Annotated in this window: 34 protein-coding genes and 1 tRNA gene; 25 read left to right on the top strand and 10 right to left on the bottom strand. The window is 39.0% G+C overall.

Going from position 1 to position 26,240, the window contains the following annotated elements:
• Positions 1-40 precede the first annotated feature (40 nt).
• The 13 genes from P22_RS17465 to P22_RS17430 all read left to right on the top strand — a co-directional run bounded on the left by P22_RS17465 (position 41) and on the right by P22_RS17430 (position 10,827).
• Positions 41-3,100, top strand: a complete 3,060-nt coding sequence (locus P22_RS17465; RefSeq protein ID WP_054261514.1) for a hypothetical protein — start codon at positions 41-43, stop codon at positions 3,098-3,100.
• A gap of 15 nt (positions 3,101-3,115) precedes the next feature.
• Positions 3,116-3,826 (top strand): hypothetical protein, encoded by a 711-nt coding sequence (locus tag P22_RS17460; protein ID WP_054261513.1) that lies wholly within the window; start codon positions 3,116-3,118, stop codon positions 3,824-3,826.
• Positions 3,823-3,990: a hypothetical protein gene (locus P22_RS20775; RefSeq protein ID WP_156319036.1), complete on the top strand. Its 168-nt coding sequence runs from the start codon at positions 3,823-3,825 to the stop codon at positions 3,988-3,990. Before P22_RS17460 ends, P22_RS20775 begins: the two co-directional genes overlap by 4 nt.
• A gap of 200 nt (positions 3,991-4,190) precedes the next feature.
• Complete coding sequence (locus P22_RS17455) at positions 4,191-4,493, top strand: helix-turn-helix domain-containing protein (RefSeq protein ID WP_054261512.1); 303 nt, start codon at positions 4,191-4,193, stop codon at positions 4,491-4,493.
• A 420-nt stretch (positions 4,494-4,913) separates the two neighbouring features.
• Complete coding sequence (locus tag P22_RS17450; protein ID WP_054261511.1) at positions 4,914-5,468, top strand: hypothetical protein; 555 nt, start codon at positions 4,914-4,916, stop codon at positions 5,466-5,468.
• 12 nt (positions 5,469-5,480) lie between these two features.
• A complete protein-coding gene (locus P22_RS20770) occupies positions 5,481-5,639 on the top strand; it encodes a hypothetical protein (RefSeq protein ID WP_156319035.1) in 159 nt (52 codons plus the stop codon).
• Positions 5,640-5,912 (top strand): hypothetical protein, encoded by a 273-nt coding sequence (locus P22_RS17445; RefSeq protein ID WP_054261510.1) that lies wholly within the window; start codon positions 5,640-5,642, stop codon positions 5,910-5,912.
• Between the two features lie 53 nt (positions 5,913-5,965).
• Complete coding sequence (locus P22_RS20165; RefSeq protein WP_072169822.1) at positions 5,966-6,154, top strand: helix-turn-helix domain-containing protein; 189 nt, start codon at positions 5,966-5,968, stop codon at positions 6,152-6,154.
• Entirely contained in the window at positions 6,123-6,965 is an 843-nt protein-coding gene (locus P22_RS21050; RefSeq protein ID WP_082378548.1) for a ParB/RepB/Spo0J family partition protein, read from the top strand. The genes P22_RS20165 and P22_RS21050 overlap by 32 nt, the downstream gene beginning before the upstream one ends.
• Before the next feature lie 121 nt (positions 6,966-7,086).
• On the top strand, positions 7,087-7,239 hold the full coding sequence (locus P22_RS20760) for a hypothetical protein (RefSeq protein ID WP_156319034.1): 153 nt from the start codon (positions 7,087-7,089) through the stop codon (positions 7,237-7,239).
• A 6-nt stretch (positions 7,240-7,245) separates the two neighbouring features.
• A complete protein-coding gene (locus tag P22_RS17435; RefSeq protein ID WP_054261508.1) occupies positions 7,246-8,457 on the top strand; it encodes a DEAD/DEAH box helicase family protein in 1,212 nt (403 codons plus the stop codon).
• Positions 8,458-9,299: 842 nt separating this feature from the next.
• The gene (locus P22_RS20755) at positions 9,300-9,449 is read left to right on the top strand and encodes a hypothetical protein (RefSeq protein ID WP_156319033.1); all 150 of its coding nucleotides are present in this window, start codon (positions 9,300-9,302) and stop codon (positions 9,447-9,449) included.
• A 799-nt stretch (positions 9,450-10,248) separates the two neighbouring features.
• Complete coding sequence (locus tag P22_RS17430) at positions 10,249-10,827, top strand: site-specific integrase (RefSeq protein ID WP_054261507.1); 579 nt, start codon at positions 10,249-10,251, stop codon at positions 10,825-10,827.
• 271 nt (positions 10,828-11,098) lie between these two features.
• Here P22_RS17430 and P22_RS17425 read toward each other — a convergent pair whose 3' ends face one another.
• Together P22_RS17425 and P22_RS17420 are read right to left on the bottom strand one after the other, a co-directional pair.
• The gene (locus P22_RS17425; RefSeq protein ID WP_373432682.1) at positions 11,099-11,431 is read right to left on the bottom strand and encodes a hypothetical protein; all 333 of its coding nucleotides are present in this window, start codon (positions 11,429-11,431) and stop codon (positions 11,099-11,101) included.
• Positions 11,383-11,682, bottom strand: coding sequence for a hypothetical protein (locus P22_RS17420; protein WP_054261505.1), 300 nt, complete (start codon positions 11,680-11,682; stop codon positions 11,383-11,385). Before P22_RS17420 ends, P22_RS17425 begins: the two co-directional genes overlap by 49 nt.
• 349 nt (positions 11,683-12,031) lie before the next feature.
• On the opposite strand from P22_RS17420, the gene P22_RS17415 reads away from it, so the two are divergent.
• Both P22_RS17415 and P22_RS17410 read left to right on the top strand, forming a co-directional pair.
• Positions 12,032-12,106 (top strand) — tRNA-Gly (locus P22_RS17415).
• A gap of 386 nt (positions 12,107-12,492) precedes the next feature.
• Positions 12,493-13,254, top strand: a complete 762-nt coding sequence (locus P22_RS17410; RefSeq protein ID WP_054261504.1) for a hypothetical protein — start codon at positions 12,493-12,495, stop codon at positions 13,252-13,254.
• A 52-nt stretch (positions 13,255-13,306) separates the two neighbouring features.
• On the opposite strand, the gene P22_RS17405 is transcribed toward P22_RS17410, so the two are convergent.
• Positions 13,307-14,221: an AraC family transcriptional regulator gene (locus P22_RS17405; protein ID WP_054261503.1), complete on the bottom strand. Its 915-nt coding sequence runs from the start codon at positions 14,219-14,221 to the stop codon at positions 13,307-13,309.
• A 115-nt stretch (positions 14,222-14,336) separates the two neighbouring features.
• Here P22_RS17405 and P22_RS21270 point away from each other — a divergent pair, with 115 nt between their 5' ends.
• Both P22_RS21270 and P22_RS21265 read left to right on the top strand, forming a co-directional pair.
• A complete protein-coding gene (locus P22_RS21270) occupies positions 14,337-14,645 on the top strand; it encodes a maltose acetyltransferase domain-containing protein (RefSeq protein WP_235814704.1) in 309 nt (102 codons plus the stop codon).
• 49 nt (positions 14,646-14,694) lie between these two features.
• Positions 14,695-14,919: a DapH/DapD/GlmU-related protein gene (locus P22_RS21265; protein WP_235814703.1), complete on the top strand. Its 225-nt coding sequence runs from the start codon at positions 14,695-14,697 to the stop codon at positions 14,917-14,919.
• A gap of 204 nt (positions 14,920-15,123) precedes the next feature.
• On the opposite strand, the gene P22_RS17395 is transcribed toward P22_RS21265, so the two are convergent.
• The 4 genes from P22_RS17395 to P22_RS17380 form a co-directional block, all read right to left on the bottom strand.
• Positions 15,124-17,034 carry a TonB-dependent receptor plug domain-containing protein gene (locus P22_RS17395; RefSeq protein WP_054261502.1) on the bottom strand — a complete coding sequence of 637 codons (1,911 nt, stop codon included), beginning with the start codon at positions 17,032-17,034 and terminating at the stop codon, positions 15,124-15,126.
• A gap of 68 nt (positions 17,035-17,102) precedes the next feature.
• Positions 17,103-17,624 carry a hypothetical protein gene (locus P22_RS17390; protein WP_054261501.1) on the bottom strand — a complete coding sequence of 174 codons (522 nt, stop codon included), beginning with the start codon at positions 17,622-17,624 and terminating at the stop codon, positions 17,103-17,105.
• 54 nt (positions 17,625-17,678) lie between these two features.
• Positions 17,679-18,671 (bottom strand): [Fe-Fe] hydrogenase large subunit C-terminal domain-containing protein, encoded by a 993-nt coding sequence (locus P22_RS17385; RefSeq protein ID WP_054261500.1) that lies wholly within the window; start codon positions 18,669-18,671, stop codon positions 17,679-17,681.
• Positions 18,631-19,143, bottom strand: coding sequence for a hypothetical protein (locus P22_RS17380; protein ID WP_054261499.1), 513 nt, complete (start codon positions 19,141-19,143; stop codon positions 18,631-18,633). Before P22_RS17380 ends, P22_RS17385 begins: the two co-directional genes overlap by 41 nt.
• Before the next feature lie 138 nt (positions 19,144-19,281).
• On the opposite strand from P22_RS17380, the gene P22_RS17375 reads away from it, so the two are divergent.
• The 3 genes from P22_RS17375 (at position 19,282) to P22_RS17365 (ending at position 20,751) form a co-directional block, all read left to right on the top strand.
• Positions 19,282-19,965, top strand: a complete 684-nt coding sequence (locus P22_RS17375) for a Crp/Fnr family transcriptional regulator (protein WP_054261498.1) — start codon at positions 19,282-19,284, stop codon at positions 19,963-19,965.
• 209 nt (positions 19,966-20,174) lie between these two features.
• Entirely contained in the window at positions 20,175-20,459 is a 285-nt protein-coding gene (locus tag P22_RS17370; protein ID WP_172675871.1) for a type II toxin-antitoxin system prevent-host-death family antitoxin, read from the top strand.
• Positions 20,443-20,751 carry a type II toxin-antitoxin system RelE/ParE family toxin gene (locus tag P22_RS17365; RefSeq protein ID WP_054261497.1) on the top strand — a complete coding sequence of 103 codons (309 nt, stop codon included), beginning with the start codon at positions 20,443-20,445 and terminating at the stop codon, positions 20,749-20,751. Before P22_RS17370 ends, P22_RS17365 begins: the two co-directional genes overlap by 17 nt.
• A gap of 380 nt (positions 20,752-21,131) precedes the next feature.
• On the opposite strand, the gene P22_RS17360 is transcribed toward P22_RS17365, so the two are convergent.
• Entirely contained in the window at positions 21,132-21,350 is a 219-nt protein-coding gene (locus P22_RS17360; RefSeq protein ID WP_054261496.1) for a helix-turn-helix domain-containing protein, read from the bottom strand.
• Positions 21,351-21,501: 151 nt separating this feature from the next.
• Between P22_RS17360 and P22_RS17355 the strand changes: the two genes are divergently transcribed.
• Together P22_RS17355 and P22_RS17350 are read left to right on the top strand one after the other, a co-directional pair.
• On the top strand, positions 21,502-21,963 hold the full coding sequence (locus P22_RS17355) for a hypothetical protein (RefSeq protein ID WP_054261495.1): 462 nt from the start codon (positions 21,502-21,504) through the stop codon (positions 21,961-21,963).
• Between the two features lie 200 nt (positions 21,964-22,163).
• Positions 22,164-22,541: an ACT domain-containing protein gene (locus P22_RS17350; protein WP_216598109.1), complete on the top strand. Its 378-nt coding sequence runs from the start codon at positions 22,164-22,166 to the stop codon at positions 22,539-22,541.
• Positions 22,542-23,403: 862 nt separating this feature from the next.
• Here P22_RS17350 and P22_RS17340 read toward each other — a convergent pair.
• Both P22_RS17340 and P22_RS17335 read right to left on the bottom strand, forming a co-directional pair.
• Positions 23,404-23,916, bottom strand: a complete 513-nt coding sequence (locus P22_RS17340; protein ID WP_054261493.1) for a hypothetical protein — start codon at positions 23,914-23,916, stop codon at positions 23,404-23,406.
• A 106-nt stretch (positions 23,917-24,022) separates the two neighbouring features.
• The gene (locus P22_RS17335; protein ID WP_054261492.1) at positions 24,023-24,685 is read right to left on the bottom strand and encodes a GGDEF domain-containing protein; all 663 of its coding nucleotides are present in this window, start codon (positions 24,683-24,685) and stop codon (positions 24,023-24,025) included.
• Between the two features lie 170 nt (positions 24,686-24,855).
• Here P22_RS17335 and P22_RS17330 point away from each other — a divergent pair, with 170 nt between their 5' ends.
• The 3 genes from P22_RS17330 (at position 24,856) to P22_RS17320 (ending at position 26,228) form a co-directional block, all read left to right on the top strand.
• Positions 24,856-25,152, top strand: a complete 297-nt coding sequence (locus tag P22_RS17330; protein WP_054261520.1) for a helix-turn-helix domain-containing protein — start codon at positions 24,856-24,858, stop codon at positions 25,150-25,152.
• Positions 25,153-25,377: 225 nt separating this feature from the next.
• Positions 25,378-25,866: a GNAT family N-acetyltransferase gene (locus tag P22_RS17325; RefSeq protein WP_054261491.1), complete on the top strand. Its 489-nt coding sequence runs from the start codon at positions 25,378-25,380 to the stop codon at positions 25,864-25,866.
• Positions 25,867-25,886: 20 nt separating this feature from the next.
• Positions 25,887-26,228, top strand: a complete 342-nt coding sequence (locus P22_RS17320) for a carboxymuconolactone decarboxylase family protein (RefSeq protein WP_054261490.1) — start codon at positions 25,887-25,889, stop codon at positions 26,226-26,228.
• Positions 26,229-26,240 lie beyond the last annotated feature (12 nt).

The raw sequence follows: 26,240 nt of genomic DNA, 5'->3' as shown, positions 1-26,240 counted from the left end.
TACTAGTCAAGTATCTGCCCAGGATTTAGCGGAATCACTCATGAGATCAGCAGCAGCGGCTCATACGGTGGGCATTTCTTTTGATGAGCTAAACGCTATGACTGCTGTTATTGCCAGAAACACAGGACTAGGCGGGGCAACTATTGGGCAAGGAATTAAATCCATAGCCAATTCAATTCATTCCAGTAAAGCAATTGAATCTTTAGAAGAAATGGGCGTTCAAGTCTATAAAATAGGCAATAATGGAGAAAAGGAATTTAGAAAGATATCTGATGTGTTGCTTGATGTGGCGATTAAGGCAAAATCAACAGATCAGAACTTTGAAGAACTTTTTAGAAATCTTAGCGGAGGTAAGTTCCAAGTCACTAAGCTATCAGCTATGTTAGACCCTAACGAATATCTAAGAGTTTTAGGAAATTCTATCAATTCCAGTGGATTCACTGATAAACAGCTTGAAATTCAAATGGACACCATCAAAAGAAAAGCAGAAACACTTAAAGCTTCTTTTGAGGAACTTTTGGTAACAGGCGGCAATGAAAGCGGGTTTAAAAATGAACTTAAAAGTATTTTGGATGTGTTAAATCAAGTACTCAAGGGCTTGAATAGTATTAATCCTGTAGTATGGGATACCGTAGGCGGGATTACTAAATTTGCTGTTGCTTTTGTAGCATTACGGACAGCCGTTAATTTTGCTACTGAATCCTACGCCTTACTAAGAAGTACCATAATAACCACTACAGTGGCACAAGAAGCCTTAAATGTTGCAACCACGGCTAATCCTTGGGGGGCATTGGCCAAACTTATTGTATTGGCGGCTACAGCTTTAGCTACTTATTCATACTTCGCAGGTGAAGCCACTGCCGCACAGGAAAAGGCTAGCCAGGCAGCAGATACGGCAATTCAGGCTAAAGCCAGTGAGATCGAAATGACGAAACAACAGACTGCCTATATGGAGACTTTAGGTAATTCTTATATAAGCCTTCAGGAAGCCCTGCAACAGGTAGGAGATAACGAGGAAAAAGCTGCAGAAATAAAACGTACTATGGGAACAGTCACAGAACAATTAACCCAAATTGTAGGTAAAGAAGCGGCTGAAAGAATTTTGGCCTCAGATGATATTATGGGGGCTATCACCCAGGCGCAGGCTGTTCACAATGAAAAAACTAATCAGATGCAACAGGAACTAGATACCTTAAGAGAAACACAGACAAAACTTGCTAATGATACGATTACTATGGTTAATGAACGTATAGGGGCGATTAATCAAGAAGCAATTGCCTTTGATAAAGCGGCTGATTCCATAGGGGAAGCATTAGGGCGAATAGACTCTATTCTGTTTAAACATTATCGTAACAAAGCAAATTATCTAAATAACCTTGCTGATGGTGGTATTAAAGAAGAATGGAAGATGGCCGGTATTGAAGTACCTGAAGGACAAGATATATCAGCAGTCACAGATCAGATTAAGGCAGAAGCCGACGAAGCGAATAGAAAAGCAGATGAAATTAAGAACGAAGCTCTTAACTATTGGGCTGAAAAGGGCAGGGTTGCTTTAGGAAGTATCTATACTCCTGGTAGCTATAATACAACTCCTATATCAACAGGAGAAGTATCTGAAGGCGGTAACAATGGAAAATCAAAAGGCTTGTCTAAAGGTAGTAGTGGCTCAAGTCATGCACCGGATAATAGCCAGCAAATAGAAAAGTTATGGGCAAACCATCAAGTTCGCTTTATGCTATCCAATGCAAAAATTAAAGCTGATGAATATAGCGCAGCCTTAGAAAAATTGAATACGCAACAAGAATTATTCGGGGTTACGTCTGAGAACTCAGCACAGAAAATTCAACTAATGGAAGACCGGATTGAGCAGTTAACGAAAGAAAATTCTAGTATGGAAATATTAGCAGACAGCTATGAAAATCAAGCTAATAGTATGGTTGCCTCATCACAGGCCGCGGTGAATGCATTGAATGAACAAAAAACATCCTGGTCAAGCCTATCGGCACAGGAAAAGAAAGACTTTGCAGAAGCCTACGGTAATTACCTTCAAGATGAGAAATTATTAGTTCGTTTGTTGGATTTGTCTGACAAATTGAAAGTAAAAATTGCTGATAATAAAAAACAAATATCTAATTTGGGTAATGATGTTACCAGGGAAGAATTTAAAACACCAGAGCAATTATATAATATTGATATGAAAACCATTGATTATGATGAATCACATGCTATTGCAGGGCTAGGGTATAAAGCCAATGATATTGATAAATTCCCCATACAATTAGCAGCTGCAGTAAAAAGACTGACGTTAGCTCAAAAGGAATTGAACCGAATCAAGGAACAATTTGGCGATGATAGCGAACAGTATAAAAAACAACAGCAAGCAGTTGATTCCCTAACAACTGAGGTAGAAAAATTGGGTAATACCTTACATGATAAGGTTGCTGAAGGGCTTTATGGTATTACATCACAGCTTATAGTACAGGGTAACTCATGGAAGAGTATTTGGAATAACCTTTGGCAAGGATTAGCTGATGATGCACTAAAGGCACTATTTAAGATTCAAAATAACTCACCTTCGCTATTATCACAGATATTCGGTTTATTTGGTGGTAAATCGTCAAGTAGTGCCTGGAATTTGTCAAACGGAACAACGTTAGATTCTAGTTTTGGTTTTGGATTTGCTAATGGTGGCGTTTCGAATCAACCAGCTATTTTCGGAGAAGACGGCAAAGAGGTTGCTATTCCGATTGAAAAGAATACGGGCAATTCTGTAAATCTACTAAATTATGCAGCAAAAGAATTAGGAGTAACTGCAAATTTTGGCGTAGAGCCAAACCTAAAGAACCCATCTTTAGCAGAACGACCAATTATTAATGTTCAAACACAACAGAATAATGCTCATATAGCAGAGTTACAAACGGCTAACAAATTAATGCTGCAACAAAACCAAATGCTATCTCAGATGGCACAGAGCGGCAATGGTAATGTTGTAGTACTTAGTACACAAATGAGTGACCAACAAATACTTGAAGCAATAGCTAGAAATCCATCAGCATTAAATAATATTATGGGTAAAAATTCCAATAGGGGATATAGATAAAGAGGAGTTGTTAGAATGAAACTGATTGATAGAACGGGTAAAGAGCATATAGTAAATCCAATGAAAGTCAAGGATATACTGGATGTTATAGAAGATGTTAATAAAGCTTGTTATTCCTTAAATATTAATACAGGTAAACAAATAGAATGTACAACAGAAGAAGGACAGGAAGCAGTTGCAAAACTGCTTCCTTATTTTTGTGCAGATATATCTAATTTTGATTTAGTGATGACAAAACAAGCTTTGGTTTGGTATCTAGGATTAAATAAACAGTATGAGTATGTTGAACCATGCAGGAACGATATTTCGTTCAAGGAAAAAATAACAATGCAAAATAATCTATGTAATCTGATGGAACAGAAACAGGCTGAAATGAAAGTAATGAAGCCAGAACAGGCAAAAGAAACGCAATTATTATTGAAAATGCTTATTCGGTCGGCTAAAAATGATGGTATTTTGGAGGATGATGAACATATGATTGATAAATTAGAAGTAGGCACAACAGTAACCGGAAGAAACGGGAAGACGTATAAGGCTTATTCTCATTTGATTACTGAATATAAAGAAGCTATTGAATTATTATCAAAGGTTGATGCTGTGAATGTTAGCGAGAATGTACAGGAAGAAGACCCCGAAGCCTATGAAGCATTACTAGAGATTATCTTTAGGGCTTTTAATCGGGAAGTCTCCAAGAGAGTTTACTTAAGAAAGGATGGGAATAAATGAGAAAACAAACTATTTTTGGTTTAATTCTATTATCCTTGGCTGTTATTGGACTAAGAGATTTATATCATAATACTTTTACATCAATACTGCTTTTAGGTACTTTAGTACCGACTATAGCTGTAATATCATTAGACCTTTTTAGGGAAATTGGCTGGAAACATTAATATAAATAAAGTGTGCCGCAGGTGTCCTTCTAGTAAATCGAAAGATTTACGTCGACGCGAAACTTTTGTTTCACTAGATGGATGCTTGCGGCATTTTTTTCTTGTTTCAGGAATAAATTATACAAATAAGGAATAATTTATGAATTTATTATTGACGGAAGATGTATGTGGTGATATTATGAATTTGGAAGGTGGATATTATGAATGTATGGGATAAAATACGCAGTATCAGAATGAGTAAAGATATTACTCAAGAAGAAATGGCAAAAGTACTAGAAGTAACTCAGGCTTCTTATGCTAGATATGAAAAGAATAAGCCAGACATATCTATTGAAGGTATCGAAAAAATAGCATTGAAGCTCGGCGTAGACAAAATGGAATTATTAGAAGAAGAACCATCTTTAAACCATCATCCTAAAGAAATCATAGAATGGCTTGAAAAAATAGAATCAAAATCTTACATCTTAAACGCTTATATACAATATTTGAAAGACAAAAGTTAATACATTACGTTTGTTAGCTGTTTTTTGTGGTATAATTTAGCACATGAAGGAGGTGGTAAGGATCTATTATATGGCCTAATCTGCCATTAATAAACTAAAGGGAGGTGTAGGGGAACGAGGCATAAATTCTATATAAAAAGAAAAAAACAACCTTTTACACAGGTTGCTTCTTAAGTATTCCCATTTTTTAAAAGGACAAGTATACCAAATCCATTTTCACACAAATTGCCGTTTGTGTGAGGATAATTAGTTCGCTCATAACGATAGTATATCTTAATTTTAAAACTAAGATAAATACAACGCTACCATTATGCCCTTTTATAATTATTACATATACATTGTAGCATTAGTATAACCGTAAATCAATAGTATATGTATAAGTTCGTATAATAAATAATTGATAATAGGAGAGTGGTTGAAATGAGTAAAAGCGCAATGAAAATAAATAATGAATTAGAAAACAATAATGTTACTGGATTAATTAAAGTTGAGAACATAAAAGGTAGAAATGTGATACTCAAGAGATTCAATCGTTTTAATAATAATCTATTGTTTAAACATATTGATGATATCTACATTGTGAATAAAGATATGAAAGATAGGTTCATACAATACTTAAGTCAGACAGAAAGTAAAATCATTGATGCATTAGCAAGGATGGAAGATATTGAAGAACCAGAAATTGATGGATTATACCTAGTAGAAGACGATGATTGGAATGTAATTAAGGCAATAGTAATAGAAACAAAAGATATATATTATAAAACGTTTGATAGTGAGCAACCAATAAAATACTTTTGGGATGGTGGTACATATAGAGTAAATCAACAGTACTTAGATGAATTTAAGCGTGAAATTAAAGAATTAGAGAAGAAGTATTACTGCAAATACAATTTGATTAGGTCTAATAGTGATGATTTAGGAAAGACGTTACATATTACAATGGCTAATAGCAAACTTGTACTGAGTATATAGGTGGTACAAGAAATGATATTAATATTGGCACATGACGAGAGTGGAGAAGTTAAATTTAGCTATATAGCTAAAAATATTAACGAAGCAAAACAAAGTAAAGCAGAGATTGAACGACAAGGAGAAGGAAAAGTAAGATTATTTAATCTGAGTGAAATTGTTAGGGGGATGTAGATGAGAGAAAAAGTATCACAAGAATATATAGTAGCAATTCATGAAGCAGGCCATGCAGTAATGGCGGCAATATTAGGTAACAATATTGATTGTGTGTCTATTTTATCTGAAGAAAGTATGCTAGGGAAATGTAAAAGCATAGATAATTATTTGTATAAAACTGATAGGGATACTAAAATACAACAGCAGACTATTGCAGTAGCCAATGCGTTGATAGAACAAAAAAAGTTATCAGGTAAACAAGTTATAAAGATTATGGACAGCATTGCATAAATTAAGGGGCGGCGTAGTTGCCGCCTCAATAAAAATCTGGAGGATATAAAACAATGGACAAAACAGAAAACAAGGAGAAAATATTTTTAACTGTAGATGAGACTGCAGAGATACTTCAATTGCCGAAAACTAGAGTTTATGAACTTGTTTGGGATCGAGGTTTTCCGGCTCATAAGTTTGGGAAATCATGGAGGATTCATAAGGGAAAACTTGAGGAATGGGCTAGAAGAGTCGTGCGGTAATGTTGGTGCCAATGCTTCTCATGGATTACGAAGAACAAACGCTGACAAACGTAAGGCTGTAATGATGTTGTTACAGGATGAAGAATGGAGTAAGTGGAGTAATGTCAAAATAGCCGAACAGTGCTGTGTAAGTGATATGACTGTAGGTAGGTTGCGTAAGGAATTAGAGGAAACACATCATCAACAAAGTGGAAGATACGAGCAGCCGCAACAGCGTAAGGTAAAACGCAATGGTACTATTTACACTCAAGATACTACCAACATCGGAAAAACTCCATTTAAACAATTTATTGATAATAATAAAGATAAAGTACGTGAATTGGCAGAAGAAAATACGGTTAGAAATGATTCAGGAGAAATAGTTATTACAAAAGATGATGATTGGTATATGTTAAGTGAGAATCTACAGAGAAGCGACCTGACGGAAGTAGAGAAAGCCGAAAAGCTACATGAGATGATGTTCGGTGACCGAACAATTACCGTTAGAGTCGCATCGGAAAAGCTTGGGTTAAGTATTGGTTATATTTCTGACCTTCTCAAACTCCACGGCTATCCCACAGAAATCAAAGAAGAAATTAAAGAGGGCAATATAGGTGCAGATACAATACGATCTATCAATAAACTTGATACACCAGAAGAACAAACTAAAGTAGTAACATATGCTATTGATAATGATTTAAATAGAAAACAGGTAGATCAAACCATTACTATTATTCAAGAACTACCTCCTTCTATCCGCAAAAAGATAACCGATGAGTCAGAATATACAATAGAAGATGCAAAAGAAGAGTATATTTTATTTAGTAAATAAATGTTTTTGATATCTAAATTTAGTACCCTTATAGTTACCCTTAGTATATTAAGTTATCTTGAAAAACAATATATTAAACAATAGTTTTACAACTCAAGTTATTAATATATGGAGGTAGACTATGCAAACGAAAAAAAGAAAGAAAACGTCACTGAAAGTCAATATTATTGAAATGAATCAACCTTCGGAGCAAGCACTTAATAATTTTTATAGATATGTCTATGAAAGATTGTTAATTATATTGGAAGAAAAATGTAGTCATAAAGGAGAATGATGTTTATTGATTAAAGTAGTAGATTCAATTATGGGCAGCGGTAAAACTAATTGGGCAATTCAATATATGAATAAAAATTCAGACAAAAGGTTTATGTACATAACACCATATAATGACGAGATTAAAGACAGGATAATTCCTGATTGCCCACAGTTAAAATTTAAGTTTGCAAGAGAAGGCCACAAGGTAAATGATTTCAAACTTATGTTAGAAAAAGGTCATAATATTGTTGCTACACACGAATGTTTTAAAAGAGCAGATGAGGAAGTAGAATCATTGTTAGAAGCTAATGACTACATACTAATTATGGATGAAGTCTTTGACGTTGTACTTGATATTAAATTATCAAAAGCAGATGTTGACTGTATCCTGGCCAGGTACGCTAAAGTAAAGGATAGCTGTGTCATATGGACAGATGAAACATACCCAAATAGTGGTAGTAGGTATAGTGATATAAAGCAATATGCTCAATCTGGTAATTTAATGGTGTTTAATGATACATTTTTCTTATGGTTGTTTCCGGTAAAATTCTTTCAAAAGTTTGAAGAAGTATATATAATGACTTATTTATTTCCAGCGCAAATACAGAGATATTATTTTGATTTACACAATATACAGTATGAGTACTATACGGTAACAGGAGATAATGCAACAGGATATAAATTAATCAAACATGATGGAAAAGTTAGTAATAATCTAAAACCGCTGATTAACATATATGAAGGTAAATTAAATGACATAGGCAAAAACTCAAAGAGTGGCAATCCGTTATCTAAAGGCTGGTTCAAGAATAACAAACCCAAAATAAACACACTGAAAAACAATGTATACAATTATTTCCATAATATCACTCAACAGCAAAGTAATAATACAATGTGGACTACCTTTAAGGAGTTTGAGCATAAAATAAAGCCTAACGGCTATGCAAGGGGATTTATCGAATGTAACGCAAGAGCAACCAACAAATATAAAGACAGAACATGTATTGCTTATTGCGTAAACAGGTTTATGAGGACTTCCCTTAAAAATAACTATTTCGAATTACATAACATAAAAGTAGATGAAGATATGTGGGCGTTATCAGAGATGTTACAATTCCTATGGCGGTCTGCCATTAGAGAAGGAAAACCAATAGAGTTATATATACCTAGTCAGCGTATGAGGGAATTACTAATCCAGTATTTAGATAATGATATGCAATTAGATTATAGTATCTAAACTGTAATGTATCGCCAACAGTCTATTGGTAGTGTACATTTTATCAATTGATAAAAATATGTTAATGAATTTAACTCATTAAACGTCTTAAAAAGTGCTTGATTTATAAGGCTTCAAGGCATGTCGGTATTAGAGAGATATATATATAATTTAAGCCTATATATGTATTAATTATTTAGTATATAATAACTATTTATTCATACTGCTCAATTCTTCGCAGCATTCATAAATAGAATTAACTAAGATTCATTTATCCCTATCGGTCTAATGAAACATAAGTTAATTAGGAGTACGCCATTACTTCATTGACAATCAGTAATGGAATATTCTAAAGGCTTAAACTTCACCATTAAATCATTGGTTCGTTTAACCCAAGAATATTGATATATTAATACACTGTGTAGCGCAGCGGAACAGTGTGCAAGCTGTGATAACAGCGTAGCATAAATCTTTTAAAAGACATAGTAGTCTTCATAATCTTTTTGCTATCGCACAATATTATTCAGACTAGCTGACCTGGATAAAAACGTTCCATGTCAGCAATAAATGATTTTATTATTTACTGATAAAGAAAAGATTTTAATCAGGCGTAGCCTGGCAAAACATGAATGATAATGGAATGTTTTGGCATATTATATTTAAAAGATAATATACCCAGCTTTGCTAAAGCTTCGCCGGGCAATAATAATAATTTTTTATTGATGATTCATAATCACTTCTTGATATCGTGATTATTCATTGATACTGGAGGATAATAATTACTTCCTGGTCGGTCATAAATCATTTATACCCTGATATGCCTTGATTAAGGCAGTTTATACTTGATAAGGAGGATTAGAGATTTGAAAGAAAAGAAAAAGAAGGTTAGAAAAGAACCTAACTGTATTATAAGATTCACTAATCAACCTTCAGAACAAGCGATTGATAACTTACATAGATATGTCTATGAAAGATTGTTAATTATATTGGAAGAAAAATTCGGGCATAAGTAAAAACATAATAAATTAAATTGTTTTGCTGATAATATCTTTACCCTATACAAACATATAGACAAGCAAAGTTATATTGAAAAACAATTGTTTTGTAAATTAAAAATAGGGGTAAAACAGGTATATTAGCTGTAAATATAACTAGAAACGTAATGCGACACACATATTGCCGTACCATTAGTGTATATACACATATAATGTGTAATTATTGCCGATAATCTTAGCATTTACCTATATTTGAAGGTGAAAATGAGTGATAAATAAGGTATTATGAGTAAAACCCTTACAAGCCTATGTAAAATAAGGATTCACAAGTATTTTAAGGTATATGAAATATATGTTTTAAGCCTAAAATATCTACAAGGCCAGTAAATACATACTTTAAAAGGCTCTTGTATAGGTGAAAAATGTACTGTTACAGACCATGTTATAATCCGTTACAAATGGTGTTATAAAGCGTTACAGTTGGTGTTACAGCATAAATATCTATTAAGCTATATATTATAAGGGTTCATAGGTGTTTTTAAAGGGTGTTACAGCATGGGTTTATATGAGAATAGCTGTAAGCCCTTATTTTATTTATGTTTACAATAATTTTAGGGGGTGTTACATGGGGATACGAAAAATGCCCTTCCTCGAATCTGACACAATGTATTTATGTAAGATTGAATCAAAGCCTTAGAACTTAGAAATAATAAGGGTTTATAGTGAATTTCCATATTTTATCTGATTAGCTATTGCGTATGAATATGACATATTGTATAATTGTAGATAAAGAGACAGATATAAAGAGGGTGTAATCATGGAATATGTTGAACCTATACGCGATAAAAAGCAACTGGAAAATATGAAAAGGTATCTTAAAGAACAGAATTTAAGGGATTGGCTATTATTTACGTTAGGAATTAACAGTGGTTTGCGAATTAGTGACTTGCTGAAACTAACCATTGAAGATGTTAAGGGCAAAGACCGAATTAGCCTTAGAGAGCAGAAGACAGGGAAGACTAAAGACTTTCCTTTGTCGGATACCTGTAAGAAAGCAATAGCCGAATACTTAAAATCCATAGATCAGACGGAAGGTATACTATTTGCTAGTCGCAAGGGGAAGGGTAGTAAAGGTACTGGTGCAATTAGTAGGCAGCAGGCATATGACATACTGAATAAGGCGGCTAGAGAAGTTGGAGTAATAAATAAAAAGAATGATATTTCTATTGGTACTCACACACTTAGAAAGACATTTGGTTATTGGGCATATAAAGCGGGGTATGATATTACTAAAATTCAGAAGTTATTAAACCACTCTGCCCCTAGTGTTACACTTGCGTATATAGGTATAACAAAAGATCAGCTAGATGACATATATGTCAACTTAAACTTATAGACAGGTGCATAACCTGTCTTTTTTATATGGCTGGAGGGGCATGTTTGGCATTCCAAAACGGGCTTTTATATGGGCTATACAGGCCGGTATTACGCTCACTCAATTTACGCACTAAAATACCGTAAAATGTATTTTTCTATAATAATGATAAGGGGTTAAATATAGGTGTTTAAGCAAAATGCTGATTAACCTATGTAATATCTGCGTTGGCAGCAGTTTTACAGGGCGTAAAATATCAAATACCAATGGAAAGTTCCCTCAATCTGTGAACTTATTCAATCAGATAAGTATTTATTGGTTTATCTTCAGGGATTCCGATTTCTTCTTTTATAAATTTATATGCTAACTCTAACATTATAGCTTTCGCATACAATATTTTCTCAAAATCACCTGCCCGGAATGGCAAAATTGATGTTTTATTAGGATCAGTTCGATGGATATGTGACAAAGCATTTTTGCACTGGTCTTGAATAAAACGTCCAAAATTTTCTTTATCAGTAACAAAGTCTGACACGCGAGAGTTAAATTTATCCTTTATTGAATGAATATTATTATTTATCCAATTTGCAGGGTTTCTAGTTTTTCCATTGACAGGAAGATCAATGATTCTATACAGGCAAAAGAAACTATAATATATATCATTAAAAACTCAATTAATTCAGGAGTAATTATTTGTGATAATGATTGGCCTATTTGTTCCACTATTCGCTGTACATTTTGTCTTAAAACCTGAAAACCTATCGCAATTTTTTGTATAGTCTCAATCCATTCTCCTTTTATTACTATTGGCGTATAATTTTGAGATGCTCTTTTGTTTTTCGTTAATTTTTTAGAGCGTTTATTATAGTCACTCACGAAAATCACCCTCATTTATCAAAACTAGTTGAAAAAGATAGTTTCTAATAACTAGTTTCATTTTATCATATTCTGTAAGTATATTCCTTATTTTGCAGATAGAATAAATAATTCCAATTTTACTGGAGCGGGCGACGAGATTCGAAATCGCGGTCTAGCTTTTCGATAGAAATGCTGGACGATGTAGCTTTTTGCTTTTCAAAAGCTACGAACCTACGGCTTGCAATGGATTAGTTATGTATGCTATAATCATGCATGTGATTAGAGTACCGGCTTCGGTAAAAGTGATTCATTCTGAAATTAGCGATAAAACCAGTATTTATCTAGGTATTATAAGTGTTTTAGTTGTGCGGGCGTAGCTCAGTGGTAGAGTACCGGCTTCCCAAGCCGTGGGTCGCGAGTTCGAATCTCGTCGCCCGCTCCAGTAAAATCAAGGCCGAAAGGCCTTTTTCTTTTGCCTTGGTGTACAATGGGGTGTGCAGTAAGAAAGACCGTTTAAATTAATAGACGTCTTTTGCTTTATAAATAGCATATTTATCAGCAATCATCCTTGAGTTTTCCGAAATGAAGATCATAATGTAAAAATAGAATAGGTACTAATGGAGCCTATAATCGGTTATACGTTGATGCTATCGACATCAATAGTGACGGCTGTCTAGTTGTGCCAGGATCGACCTTAGTTTGCCCTGTCGGCTGATCTGGCAAGGCTTTTTTTGTTAATATAATAATTGGCTTGTCACATTTTTGTCACAAATGGAATATAAAATGACCCCGAAAGACTTATCATTAACAAAATCTGGGAGGAATTTTATGGTAAGACTGAAAAAGTTGTTCTGGGTTGCGTTTTTTGCAGCTAGTTTTAGTGTAGTAAGTGCTTATGCAAGTAACGAAGTACCAGCACAAGAACCATCGGCAACACAAAAATCAGCTGATACACAAGAATCACAAGAAGATCCACAGGGGCGTTTAAAATTTCTTAAAGTAAAATATTTAGAAAACAATAGCGAAGCCTTTATTCCTCAAGTAGAAGGAATAAAAGATCCAGTGCTTCAAGATACAATCAACAACAATCTAAAGACAGCAATAATACCAACAATTCCACCGAATACTTCTCTACAGGGCAATTTTGAAGTGACTTTTTATAACGAGAATATATTAGGTATCCACTTTAAAGGCTTGAGCTCGGCATCAAAAGAGGCTCCACCAAGTAAAATTGATAAAGGTATACATATTGATCTGACGACTGGGAAAATATATAAACTGGAAGATCTTTTCAAACCAAATAGCGACTTTACAAATAAAATAAAGAAAATCTGTTTTACTAATGATAGCAAATATAGATATACAAATACAGATCAGCCAAGCCAGTGGACGTATAAAGATTTTGCCAACACCTGGAATAAAGAAAGCGGATCGTTTATTTTACTTAAGGACTCTGTATTAGTTTATTCGCTACCGGTTCTTCAAACAGGTGAAATAAGTGGATATAATATACCTTACTCTGAATTGAAGGATATTATTAATACGGATGGTGATTTGTGGAAGCAAATCCAAGGGCAAACAATTCAATAATTTTGGGGTTTGCTCCTATCTTGGCTTAGGCTAGGGCAGGGGCTTTTTTTTATTAAAATTTTTGATATTGAGTTTTCTTCATCTGTCTATATGAAGTGGGAGAATAATGCATATATCTCTTGAATATTTCAGAGTAGTAACTGCTGCTGGAAAATCCAACTAAAGCGGCTGCTTCAGTAATATTCATTCCTTCATTCATTAGATAGGGAATGCTTTTTTGGATGCGATAATACAGCAGGTAGTCAAACGGTGTCTGGTGCACAATTTTTTTGAATAAGCGGCAGCAAGAACTTTTACTGAGGTTACAGGATAGGGCAATGTCTTCTAAACTCATATTTTCCTGATAGTGGGTATGGATAAAATCCAGTGCGGATTTTATCTGTTTAATATTTTTGTGCGGCTGTTTAGGTTCGCTCAATAGCTGGACATGAACAGTTTGGAACAGATAGAACCATAATTCGAATAATTTGCTTTCAATCAATAGTTCATAGCCAACAGATTTTTCTTTATTGATTTTTTCCAGTTCTAATAATACGGAAGTAACCGGCTTGCTCGTATGGTCTTGGACATCAAAGTATGCAGAAGACAGCTGATTGTTGTTAACTATCCCGGCCAGGCTATTTTCCAGGATGCTGTTTCTTGGACCGGCCAGTAAAGCCGGATGAAAGGTGATTGCAAAATAGCTGCATTTAAAATGAGGATATTCCCTGCCGGAATGCAGGCAGTTCTGATTGACAAATAGAGCATCGCCTTTTTTAAGGACATACTGGCTGTTGTTTGCCTGATAGTTCATGGACCCGCTAAGGATATAAGTAAATTCAAGCTCCGGGTGCCAATGACAGCCAAAAGCAGAGCCTATATACTCCGTGATTTCTTCATAGCCGATTCGAAAAGGAAAACTATCGTTTCTGGCATAGTCCCGATTTTCTAATTGATTTTTGCCAATGGTTAGTGTTTTAAAGCCCATAAAACCTCCGGATGCTAATATTGTTATGAAATATGACGATATTAGCGTAGATTTCTATTGTTTATAATATTATTCTTAAAAGTAGAAAATAGCAATAGTAAGGAGCGGATGCTATATGAGCGAATTAGAAACATGTTTGGCAGGCAATATCTTTAACTGTATAGACCGGGAACTGACAGATATGATCAAAAGGGCCAGAATCCTTACGCGGCAATATAATGTTAGCAATAGTTCGGAAGAAAAGCAGAGCATTCTGAACGAATTGCTCGGCCATATTGGTTCGAATGTAAAGATAGACACTCCGTTTTATTGTGATTATGGCAAGAATATTTTTATTGGCGATAACGGAATTATCAATATAAATTGTACGTTTGTCGATTGCAATAAGATAGAAATCGGCAATAAATGTTTTAATCGCCTCTAACGTACAAATCTATACAGCGACGCATCCGGTTGCTGTGCAGGAACGTTTAGTGGAGAATTGGGAAGAAAAATCCGGGCATGCGTTTTTTCGTACTTATGCGTTGCCGGTTGCCATTAAGGATAATGTCTGGATAGGGGGAGGCGCAATCATTCTGCCCGGAGTGACTATCGGAAAAAATAGCGTAATCGGGGCCGGCAGTGTAGTGACGAGGGACATACCCGCCGATTGTATTGCGGCCGGCAATCCGTGCAGAGTGATGAAACGGCTGAGGTAGAGAACATGGGTAAAATCATAATCTTGTTCACGAGGCTGTAGAACCATGTTTTCTCTATGAGCCTTTCAAGGATAATAAACAAATGTAAAGCAAGCCCACCGCAGTCTCCGAAAGGCTTGCTTTACAAGTAGGGATTTTCTCATCTGCATATGAGAACGGACTATACCTGTGTATTTTTGATTTATGGCCTTGGGCCTTTTCAACCTAGAAAGAATACTGGATACTGCCGTGGACATAAGTACCGAGCAACGGTATATCCTCATCTGTCTTATTAAAGATATTATCAATACCGATCCGTAGTTTATGATGGTCGGAGAGCTTCTGGGACATAGCCACATTCCAGACGGAGTAGGATTTAACGCCTCCGGGTGAAGCGAGATAGCTGCCGAAGGTCTGGGTCTGCAGGCTGGCTGTAAAGCCTTGCGGATTATGATAGGACAGCCCGGATGTCAACACGTGCCGTGCCCGGTTTTGCAGCCGCTCGTTGGTAACGCTGTTGACGGCGTCCAGATAGGTATAGCTGTTTGTCCAGGACAGCCGGTCGGACAACGCCTGAGTATATTCGGCTTCCACCCCTTTTATCGAAGCTTTACTTATATTTTGGTACTGCTTGTTGGTTCCGGAGATTGTCACCAGATCGATCATGTCGGAGACATCATTGTTAAAGAAGGTCAGCTTGCCCGATCTTTTATCCCAGTCCTTTTCGATGGAAATATCATACGAATGGGATGTTTCCGATTTCAGATTCGGATTTCCCTGCTGCGTAGCCGCTTGCTGGTAAAGCTGATTGGGTGTCGGGTTGCGGAATCCCTGGGCTACATTCATTTTCAGACGCGTAGTGTCGGTTAGTTTATAGGTAAGGCCCAGTTTAGGGCTGAGATTGCTTTCAAATTTGTTGCTGTCGTCATAGCGCAGCGACATTACCGCCAGCAGCTTATCATTCACGTTCCATTCGTCCTGCAGGTAAGCTGCCGAATAGTTGAGATGGGCGGTCGAGCCGGTCTTGGTTTGGCCGCTGGGATGGACAACGGTAAAATAACCTTCCTTGGTATCCACCGCAGTGCCCCGGAAGGTTTCCGGACGGTATTCGGCGCCAAAAGTCAGGCGGTGTTGCGGATTCAGCGTTTGGGTAAAACGGCCTTCATACACATTGACGGTACGTTTTGCCCGTACCCAGTTGGCCAGCGCCTGGGTGGAAACATTATATTGGTCGAGGCTTTTGTCCATGACAGAGCGGTAAAAGCGCAGAAACAGCTCGCTGTCTTCTTCTTTTTTAGTGTACGACAGGGCATTTTCATCCCGTTCAATATAATCCCGGGACTTGATGGTTATAGCCGCCGGCTTTACATATTCGTAGGTTGCTTCTTCGGTATAACCCTTGGAGAAACTAAGTGTCTCGCTGCCGGAAAGCCGGTAGTCGACGGTAGCATTGATATTTTTTCTCGTGCCGTACGGTTCAAAGGTCAGTCCGCTGCTTTTAAACAAGGCGTCGTTTTCCACTTGTGATCCGGACAACCGTATGGAGAATTTGCCCACTTCGCCGGAATCGTAGGCAAAGCTGTAGCGGTCTTTGCCGTTTTGGCCGTTAGTATATAACCCACTGCCAACATCGAGCGTTAATGATTGTGTTTTGGATGTTTTTGTAATGATGTTGATGACACCGCCAAGCGCTTCCGTGCCATACAGTGAACTGACCGGGCCCCGGACAATTTCGACGCGCTCAATGTTTTCCAGCGGAATACGGTCCAGTTCATAGTTCTGGTCGATTTCGGACGACAGCCGTTTACCGTCAATTAAAATCATGGAAAAGCGGGAGTCAAAGCCGCGGATGGAGACGGCGGCGCGCCCGGGTGAGGTGCTGCTGCGCGTCAACTGAATGCCGGTAGCATAGCGCAGCACGTCGGCCAACGTCTGTGCTCCCTGTTCTTCGATGGTTTGCCTGGTAATCACCTGGACCGCCGACGGTACATCTTTGGCGTTTTTGGCCGTTCGGGTGGCTGTAACGACAACCTCGTCCAGCGTAAAGTTCTCATCCGGTATGTCCTCTGCATAACCGGTTGCCGAAATCAGCAGCAAGGCCGCAACCGTCATCAGCGTTTTCTTCTTTTTTTTCATCCACAGTTCCCCCCATAATCACAAAAAAATATAATGCTTATGCCCGTGAGCGTTTTTTATGAGACTGTCTACGAAAGAGTATAGTGAAACAGCTCTTGTGCTTGCCGAGAGACAACCACGGCCGCGATTTCTTCTTTTAGCTGCTGCAGGCGGACCAGTTCCGCTGCAGTAATCGTTCCGTCATGGGTTTTGGCAGCCAAATCCAAAAACTCCTGTGGAACGAAGCCGTACCGCAGCCATACAGACATCCTTCGGCCCTCGTAGGTCACTTTAAAATAGTATTTTCCGTTCCGGCCGTCTGCCGCCGCCGGTGCATCCTTCTCACGGGCAATTTGCTGGTCGACCGACAAGGTCCTCAGGGTTTTGGCCCGTGTGGCCATCTCTACAGCATCGATAATTCCCGGCCCCTGGACCGCAAGTACGATCCGGAACTTGTCCCGCGCCAGTACACCGCCGCCCAGCACGGCCGTTACCAGCTCCAGCAGCTTATAGGCCATGGCCGCGCCGGCAATAAAGGTCCGTCCGTGGTATTTGATAATATCCTCATAGGTTATGTATAGCAAACTATCGTGGTCTTTGACACAAAGCACGTCATTCCCACCTCCTTTCAAAGCCGCTTGTATAGCCGGTAGCCATCCTGCCAATCAGGGCATAAAATCCGTCAAATGTAGAGTTTGATTAAAGGATTTGAACAGGTTTGCTGTGGCAAGACGGCTGTTCTTTGCCGCAGCAGGCCCAAGCTCGGACCATTTGGCGTCAACCGGTGCCAGCCCTTTTTTTTGCATGATGCTGATGCCGGTGCCGCCTTCACAGCCGGCATGGCAGTTATACAGCTCCGCCAGATGAGGCAGCGGTCCATCCGCACGGGCAATTTGCTCATATTCATCCAGCCAGCGGTATACTTTGCCCGGGCCGCCTATTTTGACGAATTGCCGGTCAGGCAAATGGGCGGCAATGCTTTCGCTGATTCCGCCATAAACACCCAGTGTAAGGCCTGTCCCTTCCGGCCGGTCATTAAAATCTACCGGTTTGTAGCTGGACAAATCGATTTGGTGTCGGGCCAGATATTGCTGCAGCTTGTTAATAGTTATGTTGTAGCCCTGGATATCCAGCGTTTTGATTTCTTTGCACTTGGCGACGCAGGGCGATAAAAAAGCGATACGGTCAGTGAGGCTACAGTACTTGCGCAGGTAGATGACGGTACAGAGCAGCGGGCTGTATACCGGCATGAGATACGGCTGAAGTCCGGGCCTGTGGCGCCGGATATATTCGGTCACTGCCGCACAGGGAGAGGAGAGAAAGGCGGCGTGATCGTTACAGCGCAATAACTCAAGGTATGCCCAGATGGTTATATCCGCCCTGAGTAATACATTGTGAAAAGACCTTACACCCAGGTTGTATAAATAGCCGAATACCTGCCGGTAATCGGCAAAGCTGCTCACCGCTACCGGCGCCGCCAGCAGGGCGATGGGTATTCCGCTGCGCACATCCTGCATAAACCGTTCGGTGTCATCCTCATAATCAATGGCAACTGCCGGACGCTGTGGCAGGCAGGCACGGCAATCCACGCAGGCTGCTGTGCAGCCGGTTTCCCGGTCAGTGCGGGATGGGACGGAAGAGTCGTTTGCATACCGCAAAGAAAATCACCCCCCCGCCAAAGCCGGTTATCCATTGCGGCCAGCCCAGCAGCAGGGTCAGCACAGCAGCCGGCTTTCCGGTGATGCCAAGGTATTGGATGAGGATGGTAACCGTCAAATACAGGATAATAAACTTAGCCGTTGTTGCCGCACTTACGGCCAGCAGGCCATTCCGGGCGGCAAACAGCAGGTAACCACCAATATAGGCCAGGTTGGCGGCGGCAACCGGCAGGATAAGCAGAGGCAGCGGCAGAACCTGCTGCAGATAGGCTACTACCGGCGCAGCGGCGGCCAGTATCCATGCGGGCTTTGGGCCGAGAGTCGCCGCGGCTAGCAGCAGGCAGGCATTAACCAGGCTGCCGATCATATAGACGGATACAAAGACCGGTATGGGCAGATAGAGACGCAGTGATTGGAATACGATTACAAGTGCCAGCAATAGTGCCGTCCGGCTCAGCTTTCTTATATCCATAAATCCTCCTTTTGGTCAATAAGAAAAAATTTTTTGATAATGAATTTTATTATCAATTGATTTTTTCAAAATTATACTATACCATAAAAGTAAATACAGTATCTGGGGATACACTTTTTATTTTTTTAGGGAGAAACCATGGATACATTGCTGCATGCCCTGCAACAATCCGCATTATTCCGAAACAAGGCGCTTGCTGAAATCGCAGGACTCTTAACAAAGATCAGCTACCGGGTACGGGAGTACCGGGAAAATGAAATTATTTTTTCTATTAACCAAACGGCCGATACGCTGGGCATCATTGTCGAAGGGTGCGTGGATGTCAAAAAGGATTTTCTTTCGGGGAAAGTCGTTACTGTGACGACCCGCGGCCCGTTTGACCTCCTGGCCGATGCCGCCATGTTCAGCGGCACCCGGTATTACCCCGGAACCCTGTTTGCCTGCAAAGCCAGCAAAATCTTTTTGCTGCATAAACAGGAACTGCTGCGGCTATTTTCCCTTGACCAAACGATCATGCTCAATTTTTTATGCTCGGTCTCCAACCGTATGATGGCTCTGAATCAAAAAATTGAAGTCCTTTCCTTATCCTCCATCCGGAGCAAAATTGCACACTTTCTCATCAGGGAAAGTCAGGCCCGGCAGTCAATGGTTATCACTCTGCCATTTTCAAAAAAAGCCTGGGCCGAGCATCTTAATGTCTCCCGCACGTCCCTGTCACGCGAGCTGAGGCGGCTGGAAACGGCCCGATACATATCTTTTCATAACCGTACCATCCATATTAACCAGTTGGCTAAATTGAACGAATTGCTGGCGGAGGAGTGAGCGATATATAGCCAGACGTAAAGAAGCTTCCGATGTTTTATCAGAAGCTTCTTTACGTCTGGCTGGTACTTACAAAGGCGAAGGGATGTTTCCAATTATTGTGCCTCGCTTGGTGATATATAAGATTATTCTATAGACAAATTTGATTATAGGTAGTAATATAAGCATACAATAAGAATAAATTTATGCTATATGGGGGCTGTTGCATAATGAATATAAAGCCGTCTGCGGCGATCCGTAAGAACTATAATGCTATATCCGAGTTGTGCAAGCGCACGGGAGAGCCTGTTTATCTGACAAAAAACGGTGAGGGTGATCTTGTAGTTATGGATATGGCAACCTATGCGAGAAGAGAAAGTATGCTGAGGTTGCGGGAAAATTTACTTGCGGCAGAAGAGAGTCGGCTACAGGGAAAGTCTGGACATTCCATAGATGAGGTAGAAACCATGATGAAAGCTGCTGTCCGTGAGGTACTGGATGGACAACGAAAATAGAAGTTATACCGTCATCATCTCCGGGGAAGCTACACAAAGGCTAGTAGCGCACGCCCGGTTTCTGGCACAGGTTAATGAGGCGGCAGCCTTGCGGCTTATTGAATTCTTTCGGGAGACAGCCAAATCACTGGAACAGTTTCCGGAAAGAAACCCAGGACTGGCTGATCCGCTGATTATAGCGGGAAAATATCGAAAGCTTCTGCTTGAAAAGAGATATCTCTTAGTTTATCAAATCAAGGAAACCTTCGTGTATGTGGATGCGGTTGTGGATACCCGGCAGGATTATGGATAGTTGTTGTAAAGTGCAATATAGGCCTAAATGCCTCATATCTGCCGGGGCGCGACTTCTAATCTCATTACTCGTTCCAGTAAATTAAGCCTTCTAGTTGTGATTTGCTAGAAGGCTTTTTTGTATCAAAAGACAATTTAATGGAATTGGTAAAAAGGGCAAAACTGGGTTATAGAGAAGTATTATTGTTGGGTTAGATCCTTTTCGGGATTAGATACAGACAGTATATGTTTTTAGTAGTAATAAAAGAATGAGTAATGATATAGTTGAGTTCTTTATAATTGGTAATATGAAAACCGTCTAGCCATTCGCCAGACGGTTTTTGGTTACGCTGTTTAAGCTTAAAGGAGAAGCAACCTAAGGGAATATCTAATGTTGCTTCTTTATTTTTCATTACCTTGATTTGGAATGTACTCTAGCAGATCTCCGGGCTGGCAGTTTAGGGCATTGCAGAGTTTTTCTAGAGTCTTAAAATCCATACGTTCTGTTTTTTCATGGTATAGTAAAAAAATAGTGTTACGAGATAACCCCGTTGATTCTGCCAGTGCAGACATATTAAGCCGTTTTTCGCCCAGAATTCTAGATAAATGAATTTTGATCATTAGTACACCCCCACATAAATTTTAGCATGCTTAAGAATACATGTCTAATATTTAGTGATTATAGTACTGTATGCAGTAAATATTGTATTGACAATAGTACTAAAAGGAGTTAAAATTGTACTATAGGTAGTACATGGTGAGGAGGGGTAAAATGAAAAAATATCAACAACTGGAAAAACTTTTCGGTCGTCCCATAAAAGTTGATGAAATAACATTGCTGGCTCAAGTTTTTGAACGGGATCTGGATTTTTTATATGGAGATTCTGACACACCTGTCGAGGGGCAGCGGTTTTCCGATATGCCGGTAAGAAGCAGGTTGTCGGGCAGGACCATAAAGTACGATGATTTTGAATATCAGTGGCAGCAGTTTTGTCTTAGCCGTCAGGAAGTCCTGGAGGAAAAGCTGGTGGAACGGGCGTTTTTACCACAGACTGCGGAGGTGGAAGATGAGGTGTATGGTTTGCTGGAGAAAGTCGAAACAACGATGGGTGATTCCATAGTAAATGAATTAGGGACGGCCATCACCAATCAGCAGAATACGTTGACGTATATCTATTACAATAAGGGGTATTTCGATGGCATTAAATATGCGCTTATGGCAGGCAAGTTGTAAAAGCAGAGATGAGCGGGTTATTTCCGGGTAGGAGCTGGCAGTAAAAAAAGGCTGGCTCTTATTATTTTAAATAAAGGGTATGAAGCTTTTAGAGAGAAAACTCTATTTAAGTTGTGTTACGAACGTGTAGAAAGTAAGTGTTTCTAAAGCAATGAAAATATTTATTGCGGAAGAGTATCAAGGGAGGTATAGCTGAGAAAATGTTGACCATGGACGTACTGCCGGACAAGATCGGTATCTGTAAATTGGATGTAAATCAGGAAATTCCTTTATGGGCACTTCAGGGGGAGTTTTTCTCCATTACTAAGACAACCGAAGAACTTTCCATAGTTTGTTCCGAGGAGAATATCCCTGGAGCTGTCTTATGTGAGCGGGGATGGCGGGCATTAAAACTAAAAGGTCCTTTTCCTTTCGATTTAGTGGGAATCGTTGCCCAGGTAAGCGCCGCAGTGGCCAGGGCTGGTGTGGGGATCTTTGTGATATCAACCTATGATACGGATTATATTTTGGTAAAAGCGAAAGACCTTGATTCTGCAGTAGAAGCTTTACGGAATGATGGTCATAGTATTATGGCGTAAATCAGCAGACATCAAGCCCCAAAGGCAATACATAATGGATAAAGCAATTAGCTTGATTTGATAGAGTTATGAACACTTCCATTATTGGGTGCCGTTTTTGCGAATTCCATACGGTTATTCCCACTCAAGAGCTGGCATTAAAAAATGCCGGCTCTTATTAATTCAAAATAAAGGGAATAATGGTATTAAAAAGAATTTTTAATTAAAAAATTACGAAAGGTGATTTCTTTTAGCATTGGAGTGTAAATGTGGATTGAACTTGCTGCCCGGGAGGAATAGAATAAAGCAAAAGCAGGCTTTCCGGTAAGGATGCCTGCTTTTATTGCGAGCAGTGAGGCTATAAATTAACTGAATTTGCAGTCTTTTTTAATAGGGAGATTTTTCCTGGCTTATTGTGTTTTCTAAGCAGACGGTTGGTGATTGGAGTAGCTGTAAAAGAAAAAAACATTCGACAGGCAGGGACAATGTTCTGAATGTGTCTCAGCAACATACACTATATCTTGTGAGTCATTATTTCATGGCCGGAGAAATCATAGAAACAGATGGAGGTAAAAAATTGGGCATATTGTTTGACTATGTAATTAAAAAGGAACAGGAAAAGCGTAGAAGAAGGACGATTCTTAACGATCCCCCAAAAACTAAGTCTCAAAGACCCACTGCATATACCACGAGTAATTATGCGGGTTTTACGCTTGCAGGTCTGGTACGCAGCAAGAATACCTCGGTCACTGAGGGGTAAGGTTGGGACATGTAAAGGCTTGCCGGCATAAAAAAACAAGTATCTACTGGCTTGATAATGCCAAACTCCGCTGCCATAATTAATTGACTATCTGGGATGAATGGGGATAAAACTGGGTAAGGTTTAACTAGGTGATTTCGTTGACACATATTCGAGTAATCCATGGGATACAACATACTCATACACAGTTACAATAACTTTTCTATTAAACAGCGCTTCCGGACTATCCCCATAATACATTCCACCGGGTATATTACCGTGTGATTCGTACAGGCACTTTTCCGGGGAATTAGACCAATACTCATCACTGTTCAACCAGAGCGAACCGTCCGGATTCCACTGATTCGTGTTTTTGTTGAAAGAGCATGTAAAAGTGAACGATTGTTTTTGATAGGAGAGTTTATTGTCAAAAGTTTGGCTTTTCAGTCTGTCTAAGGTGGCTTTATCCGGGATGCAAATTAAACTATATTTCAGTTCAAAAAGAGAGTCCTGAGTGGTTTTTGGCAATACTTTTGCCGTTACTGTTTCCGTGCGGATATACTTAGTAAATCCATTTTCCGTAACAACGTAAATATCTTCGGCAAAGCATACGTTGGTAATCATAACAAAAATAAAGGCAAATAAAAATTTTTTCATTGCAACATTCCTCCTTAAGAGAGGATTCTAGTTAATAAGGTTAAATCCTTCGCCTTGCCTAAAGAGGGATGTTGAATGATGATTACTTATCGCGGAGCAGTAGTGATTAGCTTTGGTTTATTACCGCAATGATGGCATTTTTTTGCCTTTTGGCTTTATATAAAGCCTCATCGGCTTTTGCCAAAAGGTTTTTTAAATCCTGCCCGGGTTTTAATACTGTTATTCCTGCACTGATTGTCAAGTGATAAGGTGGAAAATTAATTTCCACCTTATTGCGAATTCTTTCCAATACTTCGAGTGCATTTTCTAAAGATGTATCGGGAAGAATAATAGCGAACTCATCGCCACCCCAGCGGGCAACAATATCTGTGTCTCTGGTATTTTTCCTTAAAATGGCCGCAAGATCTGACAGTAATGTATCGCCTATGTTGTGGCCATACGTATCGTTAATCATTTTGAACCCGTCTACATCAATCATAGCAATACATAGTTGCATTTTCTTTTTAAGCATCCGGTTTTTTTCTTTATTTAATTTAAAATGAAGATATCTTCTATTCCATAATCCCGTTAAAAAATCCGTATTAGAACTGACGCTTAACCTCTGTATCAAATCGCCCGAGAATAAACCAAATGCCGATAACGAAAAGGTAATGCCTAGCCATAACAGCCATTTATAGTGAGTTTGTACAACAGCGTCTAAATAAAAACCCGTCAGTCCTATTATCATTCCCAATGTTGCAAGTAGTAAGCGGGCATAATGAAAAAACACTCTGAAAGTTCCCCTCTACTGGAGCCAAACAATAAAATTTCGTGCTAAAAATTGCCAAGTCCGTTTTGAGTATTAGCTCAAAAATTCTCCCATAATTATAACATTTTGCAAAAATAATGCAAGTATATTTCTTTTTTAATGAAGTGAAATTGCATTTTAACACACCTATAATGAATGCAGGAGGTGAATGGGCACTGCGTAGACATAAGAAGTTTATACAAAAATATAGAGAAATTGGCAGAAAAATAGCTTTTTACCGTCACCTTCGCGGATTAACCCAGGAAGAACTTGCAGAAAAAATTGAAGTCAGCGTGAGCCATATTAGTAAGATTGAAGCCCCGCAAGCGAATACTTCATTTTCACTTGATATGTTAATTTTGATAGCCGAGGGCTTAGAGGTTGATGTTGCAGCGTTCTTTAATCCGATTGAAATAAGCAGTCCATACATAAAAAATAAGGTAGAGTAGATTGTGATTTGCCACCCCGCTTTTCAAGTAGTGTATGGAAAAGGTCAAAGAATGTGGCGGAAGCACAAAAGAATAGAGTGGTAGTATTGATAGTCATATTAAGAAATAAGGATAAAGCAGTGTGGATAACATAGAGTCAGCAAGGATAGAAAGGCTGACTCTTATTTCTTGGAAAAAAGAGGATATTGGTTTTTCATATAGAAACACAATGTGGAGGGATCAGTAATGACCAGTATAGTTCGGGAGGCAGACCTAAGTGAAAGTCACATATTAACCGATATATCCTTTGCCGCAAAGCGTTACTGGAATTATCCCAAAGCATATTTTGAAATCTGGAAAGATGAGTTGACAATTACACCGGAGTATATACAAAACAATAAAGTGTGCGTGGCAGAAGTAGATGGGCGGGTGGTAGGCTATTTTTCCCTGGTGGAAGTGAAACGTGATTTTTGGGCTGGCAGGGTATTTGTTAACGCGGGATTCTGGCTGGAGCATATCTTTATTCAGCCGGAATATATCGGCAGGGGAATCGGCACGCAGTTGATAAATTATTTGGAAGCCATGTGCAGGGAGCTGGGGGTTGACAAAGTCCGTATTTTTTCCGATCCCAATGCCAATGGATTCTATGATAAAATGAGTGCCCGTTATCTGGGAGAATCACCTTCAAGTATTGAAGGAAGAACGGTTTCTTTGTATGAATTGGATATAAACTAACTGGGTATAGGGGGAACACTATGAGTGATAAGCCGTTAGTCAGCAATGCATTTCAGACTTTTTTACAGGAAGCGCCTGAGCATCAAAAAGCCTGGCTGGAAGCGGTGCAAAAACTGGCAGCAGCCAGCAAGCTGGATTCCAAGACGGAGGAACTGGCGTATATCGCGGTACTGGCCGCATTACGACTGGAAGGCGGACTGCCCTTTCATGTTAAACATGCAAAATCACTTGGAGCGACGCGGGAGGAAATTATCAGTGCTGTTTTAATCGGGCTGCCGGCAACGGGAAATGTGGTGATTCAGGCCTTGCCGATAGCGTTGCGGGCTTTTGATAGTGAAGAACTCCAAGAGAAAAAGAACTGATTCCTATCACCG

Source organism: Propionispora sp. 2/2-37 (genome assembly GCF_001298735.1).
Classification (GTDB): domain Bacteria; phylum Bacillota; class Negativicutes; order Propionisporales; family Propionisporaceae; genus Propionispora.
The sequence above is the reverse complement of the archived record's forward strand: the minus strand, read 5'-3'. Positions and strand labels throughout refer to the sequence as shown.